The following is an 11,735-nucleotide window of genomic DNA, read 5'->3' on the forward strand; positions in this document are numbered from 1 at the left end:
CGACCGGTGGCGCGGTCGTGGGTTCAGGTGGCGGGGAACGTGGTGGCGATGCGTTCGCCGAGGCGTTCCAGCAGCGGTTCGGCGCGGGTCAGGCACACGGACACGTCCGGTTCCAGGTCGGTCAGCGCGAACGCGCCGGCGAAGCCCGCGGCGGCCAGTTCGGCGCGGTCCAGGGCGCAGCTCCCGGTCGCGGCGACCGCGGTCACCCCCACCCGCCGCGCCGCCGCCGCGACCCCCACCGGGGCCTTGCCCCGCAGCGTCTGGCGGTCCAACCGCCCCTCCCCGGTCACCACCAACCGCGCACCGGGCAGCCGGTCCGCCAGCCCGGTGAGCCCCAGCACGAGGTCGATGCCCGGCCGCACCGAGGCCCCGAGCGCCAGCAGCGCGAACCCCGCACCGCCCGCCGCGCCCGCGCCCGGCACGGTCGCGGCCCCGGCGTCCAGCAGGTCCGCCCACCGGGCGAGGTCCGCGTCCAGCGCGGCGACGAGGGCCGAGTCCGCGCCCTTCTGCGGCCCGTACACCGCCGCCGCGCCGTGCGGACCCGTCAGCGGGTTGTCCACGTCGGTCGCCACCACCAGCTCGACTTCCGCCAACCGGGGGTGCAGCCCGGACCGGTCCACCGCGCGGACCGCCCGCAGCGGCGAGGTCGGGGCCGCGTCCCCGTCGAGCGCGCCGGCCCGGTCGGTGTCGCGGACCGCCCGCAGCGGCGAGATCCCCGCCGGGGCCCCGTCGAGCAGGCCGTCCTGGTCGATCTCGCGGATTGCCGGCTGTGGCGGGGTCGCGGCGGCGTCCCCGTCGAGCAGGCCGGTCCGGTCCACCGCGCGGACCGCCGGCGGCGAGGTCATGGCCTCCACCACGTTCCCGTCCCCGTCGAGCAGCCGGGCGCCGAGACCCGCGAGCAGGCCGGCGCCGCCGTCGGTGGTGGCGCTGCCGCCCAGCCCGACCACGACCGCGGTGCAGCCCGCGTCCAGCGCCGCGGCGATCACCAGGCCCGTGCCGAACGTGGACGCGGCCGCCGCGCGCTCCGGCATGACCGGCACGTCCGCGACCCGGCCCAGCCCCGACGTCTCGGCCAGCTCCACCACCGCGACCCCGTCGCGGACGGCGTAGCGCGCGAGCACCGGGCGGCCCAGAGCGTCGACCGACGCCACCGGCACGGCGGTGAAACCGGCCGTCAGCACGGCGTCGAGCGTGCCCTCGCCGCCGTCCGCGACCGGGTGCTCGTGCACGGTCGCCCCGTGCCGGCGCAACCCCCGGGCGACGGCGGCCGTGGCGAGCCGCGCGGACAGCGAACCCTTGAACGAGTCCAGCGCCACGACGACGTGGCCGGGTGCGGGGTGCGTCACCGCACCATGGAAAACGTTTTCCTCGTTTCCTGTCAAGCGCTTGGCGAACCGGTCACGCGGGTGCCGCGTCGCCGCAGAGGAACGCGTACAGGTCGTCACCGGTCGGCACCGGCAGCGCGTCGTCGTGCCGCACCACCCACAGGCACGCGTTGTCGGCCATCCCGTACCGCTCGAAGTCCTCGCCCTGCGCCAGCACCACGAGGCGGTCGCGGACCCGCCACACGGCGTGGTGCCACGCCTCGTCGTGCCGGCCGACGGCGTGCGGGTCGCCGAGCCGCGCCGTCAGCCGCGCCACCGCCTCGTCGTGCCGGGCGTCGAACTCGGCCCGGCCGGCGAGCGCGTCGCCCGACCACGGCGCGCCGCACGCGGACAACAGGTCCTCCACGTCCGGGTCGTCGGGGTCGGACTCGTCGACGTACGTGGCGAAGGGGAGGAAGAAGCCGACCACCTCGTCCGGGTCGAACCGCACGGCCACGCCGACCCACCGGTGCTCGTCCACGGCGAAGCGGTACTCGTGCGCGCCGTACACCTCCTCCGCCACCGACCGCCCGCGCGGCGACGGCCACCCGGCCGCCGACCATGCCCCGTCCAACTCCGCCCGCCCCCACGACGAACCCGCCAACGCCAGGAAGCCGTCGACCACCCGGTCGTCCGGCGCGAGCCACACCAATGCCATGCGTCAGAACATAAACGCCGCGGCGATAACCCCACTGCCGCACTGCTCACGTGGACACATCCGGTGCACGCCGTGCAATTCCCTTGTACCGACTGTGATCTTCCGGTAGCGATGGGTACATGACTGCGGATGCGTACACGCTCGATCCGACCGGTCGCGACATCCACGCCGAGGCGGCCGCGTTACGCGCGCTGGGGCCCGTGGCGCGGGTCGAGCTGCCGGGCGGCGTCAAGGCATGGTCGATCGGCGGGCAGGAGCTGCTGCGCCGGCTGCTGAGCGATCACCGGGTGTCGAAGGACGCGCGCCGGCACTGGCCCGCGCTGGCCGACATCCCGGAGGACTGGCCGCTGTACCTGTGGGTCACGTCGCACAACATGTTCACCGCCTACGGGGCCCAGCACCGCAGGCTGAGGTCGTTGATCTCCAAGGTGTTCACCGCCCGCCGGGCCGAGTCGCTGCGCCCGCAGGTCGAGCGGATCACGGCCGACCTGGTCGAACGGCTCGCCGCCGGACCCGACCGGACCGACCTGCGCGCCGGCTTCGCCTACCCGCTGCCGATCGAGGTGATCTGCCGGTTGATGGGCCTGCCCGAAAACCTGCGCCCCGACCTGCGCCGGATCGTGGACAGCCTGTTCGCCACCACGACCACGCCCGAGGAGGCGATCGCCAACCAGCGTCGGCTCTACGAGGTCCTCGACGAGCTGGTCGCCCTCAAGCGCGCCGACCCCGGCGACGACCTGACCAGCGGCCTGATCGCCGCCCGCGAGGAGGACGGGGCCCGCCTCAGCGAGGAGGAACTGCTCGACACGCTCATCCTGATGATCGCCGCCGGCCACGAGACCACCGTCAACCTCCTCGACCACGCCGTCATCGCCCTGCTCACGCACCCCGACCAGCTGCGGCTGGTGCTGGCCGGCGAACGGCGCTGGGCCGACGTGGTCGAGGAGACGTTGCGGTGGCAGGCCCCGGTGGCGCACCTGCCGCTGCGCTACGCCGTCGAGGACATCGAGGTCGGCGGCACGACGATCCGCCGCGGCGAGGCGATCCTGGCCGGGTACGCCGCCGCGGGCCGCGACCCGGCGCACCACGGCCCCACGGCCGCCGAGTTCGACATCACCCGCGCGGACAAGACCCACCTGTCGTTCGGCCACGGCGTGCACTTCTGCCTCGGCGCACCGCTGGCGCGCATCGAGGCGGAGGTGGCGCTGCCCGCGTTGTTCGGGCGGTTCCCGGACCTCGCGCTCGCCGTGCCCGTCGAGGAGTTGGACCACGTGCCGTCGTTCATCTCCAACGGCCACCGCTCCCTGCCGGTCGTGCTGCGGCACGCCTAGCGGAGCCCGCGGTAGGCGGCCAGCACGACGCCCAGGCCCCGGTTGTCGCCCACCGTGCCCTGGCCGAGCATCTGGTTCATCACGTACGCGACGGCGAGCCGGGCGTCGAGGTCGATCACCACGACCGAACCGCCCCAGCCGCCCCACGAGCACGTCCGTCCCTCGACCCGGTAGCCGAGCCCGTACCGGATCGGCACGCCCAGGTACCGGTCCACGCCCCGGAACTGCTCCTCCAGCACCCGGCGGCACCCGGCCTCGGACAGCAGCCGCACCCCGCCGACCGCGCCGCCGGACGCCAGCACCGCCTGCACCCGCGCCACCGACCGCGCGTTGCCGTGCCCGCCCGCCGACGGGATCTCCGCGCGCCGCCACGCCGGGACGTTCGCGTCCTCGGCCACCACCGGCGGGTTGGGCTCCTCGCCGGGCATGGCCGGCGCGGGCCGGCGGACCGCGCCGGGTGGCGGGATCACCGCCGCCACCCGGTGGTCGTGCTCCACCGGCAGGCCGATGTGGAAGTCCGCGCCCAGCGGCCCGGCCACCTCCTCGGCGAAGAACGCGCCCAGCCGGCGACCGGTGACCCGGCGGACCACCTCGCCGACCAGGAACCCCTGCGTCAACGGGTGGTAGCAGCCGACCTCGCCCGGCGCCCAGCGGGCGGGCTGCGCGGCCAGCCGGGCGGCGGCGTCGTCCGGGTCGAACAGGTCGGGCAGGGTGATCGGCTCGTGCCACGTGGGCAGGCCGGCGGTGTGGCCGAGCACGTGCCGCACCCGCACGCCCGCCTTGCCCGCGGCGGCGAACTCCGGCCAGTACTCGGCGACCGGCGCGTCCAGGTCCAGCACGCCCCGGTCGGCGAGCACCAGCACGCACAACGCCGCCATCGTCTTGGTGGTGGACCAGACGTTGACGATGGTGTCGCGTTCCCACGGCGTGGTGCGGGCCGCGTCGGCGTGCCCGCCCCAGAGGTCCACGACCGGTTCGCCGTCCAGGTACACCGCGACCGACGCGCCCACGTCCGCCCGGTCGAGCGTCGCCGCGAACACGTCGCGCACCGCCCGGAACCGCTCGTCGCAGGTGCCACGGATCTCCGCCACCCCCGGAACGTAACGCCGCCCGGCCCCGCCCGGCGACCGCGATCGTGCCGCGTTCCCCCCGCCGCTGCGGTGCTCCGCGCCGACCGGGACGCCGCGGGTGCGCTGTTCGGCCCAACCTCCCCCGGCCGGCGCGCCGTCCGCCCGAGATCGACTTATCGTCGGTGCCATGAGCCCCTCAGGCGATGCCTTCTCCCGCCGCCGCTTCCTCGGGGCGTCGGCCGTCGCGTGGTTGCCCGTCGGCGTGGTCACGGCGGGCGAGGCCGCGGCCGACCCGCCGCCCTCGTTCCCGCCGGGCATCGACCTGTACCGCCAGGCGTACCGGAACTGGGCGGGGGAGATCCGGACCGACGACCTGTGGACGTGCGCCCCGCGCACCCCGGAGGACGTGGTCGTGCTCGCCAACTGGGCACGCGGCCGGGGTTTCTCCCTGCGGCCGCGCGGTTTCCGGCACGGCTGGGCGCCGCTCACCGTCACCGCGACCACCACCGGCGCGGACCGCGTGGTGCTGGTCGACACCACCCGGCACCTCACCACCATGACCCTGTTGCCCGACGCGGTGCGGGTGCAGACCGGCGCGTCGATGGACGACCTGTTGGCGTTCCTGGAGGACGCGGGCCTCGGCGTGACCAACACCCCCGCGCCCGGCGACCTGACCGTGGGCGGCGTGCTGGCGATCAACGGCCACGGCACGTCCGTGCCGGCGGTCGGCGAGACCCGCCCGCCCGGCCACACCTACGGCTCGCTGAGCAACCTGATCCTCTCGTTGACCGCCGTGGTCTGGGACGGCGGCGCGTACCGGCTGCGCACGTTCGAGCGCGACGACCCCGGGTGCGCCGCCCTGCTGACCCACGTCGGCCGGGCGTTCCTGACCGAGGTCACGTTGCGGGTGGGCGCGAACCCGAACCTGCGCTGCGTGAGCCGGGTGGACATCCCGGCGAGCGAGCTGTTCGCGCCGCCGGGCAGCGGCGCGACCCGCACGTTCGCGAGCTTCCTCGACGAGACGGGCCGCGTGGAGGCGATCTGGTTCGCCTTCACCGACCGGCCCTGGCTCAAGACGTGGAGCGTCGCGCCGACCAAGCCGGCGACCTCCCGCCACGTCGTCACGCCGTACAACTACGTGTTCTCCGACAACGTGCCCAAACCCGTGTCCGACCTCGCCGACCTGCTCGTCACCGGCGCGTGGGCGCTGACCCCGACGTTCGGCCAGGTGCAGTACACCACCGCCGCCACCGGCCTGGCGACCACCCTCACCACCGACCTGTGGGGCGCGTCGAAGAACCTGCTGCTGTACGTCAAGCCGACCACCCTGCGGGAGACCGCGAACGGGTACGCGGTGCTGACCAGCCGCGCCGAGGTGCAACGCGTGGTCAGCGACTTCGCCGCGCACTACGGAACCCTCCTGGACGCCTACCGGGACCGCGGCCTCTACCCGGTGACCGGCCAGGTGGAGATCCGCGTCGGCGGACTGGACGACCCGTCGCACGTCGGCGTGCCCGGCGCGCAGACCCCGGCCCTGTCCGCCGTCCGGCCGCGCGAGGACCACCCCGAGTGGGACGTCGCGGTGTGGTTCGACGTGCTGACCTTCCCGACCGCGCCCGGCGCGGCGGCGTTCTACCGGGAGCTGGAGCAGTTCTTCTTCACCCACTACACCGGCGCGTACGCGACCACGCGCGCCGAGTGGTCGAAGGGCTGGGCCTACACCGACCAGGCCGCGTGGTCCGACCGGACCGTCCTGACCTCGACCGTGCCCGACAGCTACCGCCAGGGCCCGAACCCGAGCTGGGACGCCGCGCTGGCCACGCTGAACGCCCACGACCCGCACCGGGTGTTCAGCAACCCGTTCCTGGACGTGCTGCTGCCCTGACGACACCTCGCGGCGAACGGCGCGCCCTCCTCGACGCGCCCGCAGGAGCACGCGCCCATGCCGCCCGCCGGGTCCTGGACGGACGTGGCGGGCGGCATCGGGCCAGCGCGTGGCCGTCAGCGGGTGGTGGTCGTCAGGGGCTTTCGCAGGTCAGCACGAGCGTCGCGGGCGTTCCGGCGGCCAGGAAGCCGAACTTCGCCGTGCCGTTGGGCGGCAGGGTGCCGTTCCAGTTCAGGTTCTTCACCGTCACCGCCGACCCGGTGACGCTGAGCGCGCCGTTCCACACCTGGTTGACCGTCTGCCCGGCCACCGCGGTCCAGCGGATCGTCCAGCCCCTCACCCCGGAGGTCCCGGCGACGACCGTGACCTCGCCTTCGAACCCGCCGGGCCAGGAGTTGACCGTGCGATAGGTCGCCGAACAGGCACCGGCCGGGGCGGTGGTGGTGGTCGTCGTCGTGGGGTTCGTCCCCTTGTACTGCGCGACGACCTTGGCCAGGTCGGTCCCCTTGCCCCTCATGTACGCCCGGTTGACCCAGGCGGTGAAGGCCGCCTGGGTGGCCGCCGACGACGTGCCGGACCAGAGTTCCTCCTTGTCCTGGTCGAAGTAGTTGACCAGTTTCAGGTCCGGGTAGCGCCCGGAGTCCAGGGCGGCGGACAGGTCGTCGATCCACCGCGCCTTGTCGCCGCCGTCCTCGCTGGACGCGATCTCGGCGATCATCACCGGGCGCTTCGGCGCGATGGCGCGGGCCTTGGCGTAGGGGCTGGAGTACGCGGCCTCGAAGCTCGTCCAGTGGTTGCCGGCAGGGTCCCAGGACGGGGCCAGGCCCCAGTTGTAGCCGTCGATGGCCACCCAGTCGACGTAGTCGTCACCGGGGTAGGCCCGCGCCGGGTCGTTGACGGGGCTGTCGGGCGTGGAGCCGTTGTTGAAGCACCACACCCACTGCACGTTCGTCGCCCCCGCGGCGACCACCAGGTCGTGGACGCGCCGGTAGGCGGCGACGTACAGGGCGGGGTCGCCGCCGTTGTTGACGATGCCCCACGGGTACCAGTCGCCGTTGAACTCGTGCCCCCAGCGCACCATGATCGGCGCGCCGACCGACGCGAACTCCGCGCCGCGCGCCCGGATGTAGGCGTCCCACTTCCCGTCGACGATGTCCCGGAGGTGGATCTGGGCCGGGTCGGCCACGCCCAGGGCGGTGTTCCACGGCTCCCAGGTGTAGTGGGTCATGATCCCCTGGCTCCACAGGGTCCGCGCCGCGGCGGCGTCGAAGGCGCGGCCGGTGGCCCAGCTGTCGAACCACTGGACGCTCGCCGGGGCGACCCCGTAGCGGCTGACCGTCCCCGAGGGCACCTCGGTGGGGCCGGTCTCGCGGAACACCCCGAGGTACTTGGTCGACGTGTCCGCGGCGGCGCTGCCGGTGTCGACGGCCCAGGCCATCCCCAGCAGGAGGCCCGCGGCGACGAGCGCGGTGGCCGTTCGGAAGCGCCCTGACATGGATCTGCGTGACATGGTGTCCCCTCCGTAGTCCTGGGTTGGGAGCGCTCCCAGCGTCTCTACCGGCTGTGACGTACGGCACGAGGCGGTCTTCACACCATGGCGCACGCAGCCGCGCACGTCAACGTTCTCTCCGGGGAGAGAAATTTTCGCAGTCCCGCCTCGGAGGGCCGGACGACGTCACGGCATACGCTGTCGTCGTGGACGACACGACGGTGCGCAAGCGCGGTGAGGTCGGGGTTTCGCACATCGCCGCGCTGGCCGGCGTGTCGGCCTCCACGGTGTCGAAGGTGATCCACGGGCGGACCGGCGTCTCCACCGGGACGCGGCGGCGGATCGAGGAGCTGATCCGCGAGCACGGGTACCGGAAGGTCGAGAAGGCCGAGGCCGTGCCCATCGTGGAGGTGGTGTTCCAGGCGCTCGACAGCCCGTGGGCACTGGAGATCGTGCGCGGCATCGAGCACGCCGTGCGGCCGCACGGGCTGGCCGTGACGCTGACCGAGATGGACGGCGCCCACACCCCGGAGAGCGCGTGGGCGCGCCAACTGCTCGCCCGCCGGCCGGTCGGCGTGATCGCCGTGTCGGCGGTGTTCACCGAGCACCAGCTGGCCCAGCTCGACAGCCGCGGCATCCCGCTCGTCGCCCTGGACCCGACCGGCGAGCCCAGCCACCCGATCGCGTCGGTGGGGGCCGCGAACTGGAACGGCGGCCTGGTCGCCACCCGTCACCTGATCGCGCTGGGCCACCGCCGCATCGGCATGGTGCGCGGTCCCGACGACCTGCTGTGCTGCCGCGCCCGCCTGGACGGCTACCGCGCCGCGTTGGACGAGGGCGGCATCCCGCACGACCCGGACCTGGTCCGCACGGCCCCGCTGTACTTCGACGGCGGCAAGGACGCGGCCGCCGGGCTGCTGAGCCTGCCGGACCGGCCGACCGCGATCTTCGCGTCGAACGACCTCCAGGCGCTGGGCGCCTACCACGCCGCCAGCGCCGCCGGCCTGGCGATCCCGCGCGACCTGAGCGTCATCGGGTTCGACGACCTGCCCATGACCCAGTGGTCGGACCCGCCGCTGACCACGGTCCACCAGCCGCTGGCGCAGATGGGGGCCACGGCCGCCGGCTTCGTGCTGGCGCTCGCCGAGGGGCGGGCCATCGAGCACGACCGCCTGGAACTGCCGACGAAGCTGGTCGTCCGGGGCAGCACCGCCGCGCCGCCGACCCCGACCGGCTGAACCGGGTCCCGCGCCGTAACAGCAGGTGCCCGGGCAGCGAACCTGCTGGTATCCACCTGTGGACGGAGCACGCGATGGACGGTGACGGCGAGCCGGCCGGCGACCGGGGCCGCGGTGTGCTGGAGGGCGCCTTCCGGCTGCTCGACGTGCTGTCGCGCGCCCCGGCCGGCGCCGGGCTCTCCGAGGTGAGCCGGGACGCGGGACTGCCGAAGGCCTCCGCCTACCGCCTGCTGGAGCAGCTGGTCGACCTGGCCGCCGTGCAGCGGGACGACCGCCGCTACTTCGTCGGGCCGCACCTGGCGCGGCTCGGTGGCGCCTGGCAGCCGCACCCCGTGCTGGAGCGGGCCGCGCGGGAGCCGGTCCGGCTGCTGTCGGCGTGGGGATCGAGCGCCGCCCTGGTGACGGTGCTGCGCGAGAACCGCGTCCGGGCGGTGTCCGCGACCCGGGGCGCGGTCACGGAGATCCCCCGGATCCGGCCGTACGACGAGTTCCCCGTCCGGAGCGCGGCCGGTCGGTTGCTGCTGCTCGGCAGCCGGGCGGCGGACGGCCCCCCACCCCCGGGGTTCGGCGAGGAGGAGTGGCGGTCCGCGGCCAGGGAGTTCCGCCGGACCTCGGTCGTGGTCGACCACCAGGACGTCCTGCCGGGCGTGTGCTGCGTGGCGGCGCCGGTCCGCGGTCCGGCCGGCGAGGTGGTCGCGGCGGTCAGCGCGCTCGTCGTCAAGCCGGTCCTGCCCGCCGGGCTGACGGAGCTGGTCGTGCGGGCGGCACGGGACATCACGCGCAACCTCGGGTTGGCCACGTCGGTTCGCTGAGCGAACCGCTCGCTTCCCCGGCCGCGAGTCGGCGGCGGAGACTCCGGCGACGTTCGTCCGCACAGCCGAACGCGGACGTCCTTCGAGGGGAGTCGACATGAGCCAATGGCTGCAGGGGACACCGGGGGAGGGCGGCGTTCCGGTCATGCCCGGCACCTCGCCCACGTCGTGGTACACCACGCCGGAGAACGTCCAGCACATCGCGTATGTGGGCACGGATCAGAAGATCCACGAGTGCTTCTTCTTCATCGGCGGCGAGAACAAGTGGTTCCACAGCACTCCCAGCGAGGGCGGTGTTCCGGTCATGCCGGGGACGTCGCCCACGTCGTGGTACACGACGCCCGAGAACGTCCAGCACATCGCCTATGTCGGCACGGATCAGAAGGTGCACGAGTGCTTCTTCTTCATCGGCGGTGAGAACAAGTGGTTCTTCAACACACCGAGTGAGGGTGGTGTGCCGGTGATGCCGGGGACGTCGCCGACGTCGTGGTACACCACGCCGGAGAACGTCCAGCACGTCGCGTACGTGGGCACGGATCAGAAGGTCCACGAGTGTTTCTACTTCATCGGCGGGGAGAACACGTGGTTCCTGGGCACGCTCAGCGAGGGGGGACCGCTTGTCATGCCCGGGACGTCCCCGACCTCGTGGTACACGACTCCCGAGAACGTGCAGCACGTCGCGTACGTCGGTACGGATCAGAAGGTCCACGAGTGCTTCTTCTTCATCGGCGGTGAGAACAGGTGGTTCCTGGGCACGCCGAGCGAGGGTGGTGTTCCGGTGATGCCGGGGACGTCTCCGACGTCGTGGTACACGACTCCCGAGAACGTCCAGCACATCGCGTACGTCGGCTTGGACCAGAAGGTGCACGAGTGCTTCTTCTTCATCGGCGGCGACAACCGCTGGCTCCAGAACACCCCCAGCGAGGGCGCTGTGGCCGTCGCGCCGGGGACGTCGCCGACGTCGTGGTACACCACGCCGGAGAACGTGCAGCACATCGGGTACGTGGGCACGGATCAGAAGATCCACGAGAGCTTCTTCTTCATCTCACCCCCGCTGCCGGCCCGGTTGCAGTTCCGGCTGCGGTACTTCCGCGAGTTGGAGTCGACCGACGACGTGGGTGGCGACACCGTGTGGATCGGCGGCGTGGGCCTGGACTCCGCCGCCGTCACCGTCGGGCCGGACCACCGCCCGACCGCCGACCCCGTCACGGCCCCGCGGGTCGGCGACGTGTCCGACGACCGGGTCCGGGACGGCTGGCGCACCTCCCCGCACGTGCTCCTCGACTTCGACCTCCGCCGGAACGGCGACTGGCCCAGGTCCTTCACCGCCACCCTGCTGATCGTCGAGGAGGACGCGGGCGACGTGGACGAGTCCTTCACGAAACTCGGCTCCGTCGTGGTGGACGAGGTCAGGAGCGCCGCGGTGTCCGCCGCGCAGAAGGCCGCCGGCGCGTTGGTCGGCGCCGTCGTGGGCAGCGCCGTCCCCGGCGTCGGCACGGTGGTGGGAGCGGCCGTCGGCGCGCTCGCCGGGGCGGTCTTCGACGCCATCGTCGACGAGATCAAGGCCGGCCTGGCGAACGACGTGTTCACCCCGATCCCCCTGACCCTGACCGTCCCGGACCCCAGGCTGATCCGGCAGCACCGGGACATCGGCGAGGTCCGCACCCTGACCGTGCGGGAGAACGGGGCGCACTACGAGATCGACTACGACTGGCACCTGGTCGAGTAGCACCCCGCACCTCGAAGGCGCCGCCCGATCACTCGACCGTCGACCCGCTCGGACCACCACGGCCGGGCCGCCGGCCCCCCCGGCCCCCGACGGGGGGGCCGCGCGGGCGCGGCCCCGCCCCGCCCCCTCCGCCGCCCCCCCCCCCCCCGGGACGCGGCG

At 73.7% G+C, this 11,735-nt stretch carries 9 protein-coding genes; 5 read left to right on the plus strand and 4 right to left on the minus strand.

Translation table 11 applies throughout. The annotated features are described in order from the left end of the window. Positions 1–23: 23 nt before the first annotated feature. Together ACFXGA_RS22955 and ACFXGA_RS22960 are read right to left on the minus strand one after the other, a co-directional pair. On the minus strand, positions 24–1,346 hold the full coding sequence (locus ACFXGA_RS22955) for a glycerate kinase (RefSeq protein WP_378090881.1): 1,323 nt from the start codon (positions 1,344–1,346) through the stop codon (positions 24–26). A gap of 52 nt (positions 1,347–1,398) precedes the next feature. Further along, positions 1,399–2,022, minus strand: coding sequence for a hypothetical protein (locus tag ACFXGA_RS22960; protein WP_378090882.1), 624 nt, complete (start codon positions 2,020–2,022; stop codon positions 1,399–1,401). Positions 2,023–2,141: 119 nt separating this feature from the next. Between ACFXGA_RS22960 and ACFXGA_RS22965 the strand changes: the two genes are divergently transcribed. Continuing rightward, complete coding sequence (locus ACFXGA_RS22965) at positions 2,142–3,353, plus strand: cytochrome P450 (protein ID WP_378090883.1); 1,212 nt, start codon at positions 2,142–2,144, stop codon at positions 3,351–3,353. On the opposite strand, the gene ACFXGA_RS22970 is transcribed toward ACFXGA_RS22965, so the two are convergent. Then, complete coding sequence (locus ACFXGA_RS22970; protein ID WP_378090884.1) at positions 3,350–4,444, minus strand: serine hydrolase domain-containing protein; 1,095 nt, start codon at positions 4,442–4,444, stop codon at positions 3,350–3,352. The genes ACFXGA_RS22965 and ACFXGA_RS22970 overlap by 4 nt on opposite strands. Before the next feature lie 166 nt (positions 4,445–4,610). Here ACFXGA_RS22970 and ACFXGA_RS22975 point away from each other — a divergent pair, with 166 nt between their 5' ends. Further along, positions 4,611–6,308, plus strand: coding sequence for a cholesterol oxidase substrate-binding domain-containing protein (locus tag ACFXGA_RS22975; protein WP_378090885.1), 1,698 nt, complete (start codon positions 4,611–4,613; stop codon positions 6,306–6,308). Positions 6,309–6,441: 133 nt separating this feature from the next. Here ACFXGA_RS22975 and ACFXGA_RS22980 read toward each other — a convergent pair whose 3' ends face one another. Then, positions 6,442–7,803, minus strand: coding sequence for a cellulose binding domain-containing protein (locus tag ACFXGA_RS22980; protein ID WP_378090886.1), 1,362 nt, complete (start codon positions 7,801–7,803; stop codon positions 6,442–6,444). Positions 7,804–8,003: 200 nt separating this feature from the next. Between ACFXGA_RS22980 and ACFXGA_RS22985 the strand changes: the two genes are divergently transcribed. The 3 genes from ACFXGA_RS22985 to ACFXGA_RS22995 all read left to right on the plus strand — a co-directional run bounded on the left by ACFXGA_RS22985 (position 8,004) and on the right by ACFXGA_RS22995 (position 11,576). Continuing rightward, the gene (locus ACFXGA_RS22985) at positions 8,004–9,035 is read left to right on the plus strand and encodes a LacI family DNA-binding transcriptional regulator (RefSeq protein ID WP_378090887.1); all 1,032 of its coding nucleotides are present in this window, start codon (positions 8,004–8,006) and stop codon (positions 9,033–9,035) included. Positions 9,036–9,109: 74 nt separating this feature from the next. Next, entirely contained in the window at positions 9,110–9,847 is a 738-nt protein-coding gene (locus ACFXGA_RS22990) for a helix-turn-helix domain-containing protein (protein WP_378090888.1), read from the plus strand. 97 nt (positions 9,848–9,944) lie between these two features. Continuing rightward, the gene (locus tag ACFXGA_RS22995) at positions 9,945–11,576 is read left to right on the plus strand and encodes a glycine zipper domain-containing protein (RefSeq protein ID WP_378090889.1); all 1,632 of its coding nucleotides are present in this window, start codon (positions 9,945–9,947) and stop codon (positions 11,574–11,576) included. Positions 11,577–11,735: the final 159 nt, after the last annotated feature.

The sequence above is a fragment of the Actinosynnema sp. NPDC059335 genome (assembly GCF_042752395.1).
Taxonomy (GTDB): Bacteria; Actinomycetota; Actinomycetes; order Mycobacteriales; family Pseudonocardiaceae; genus Actinosynnema.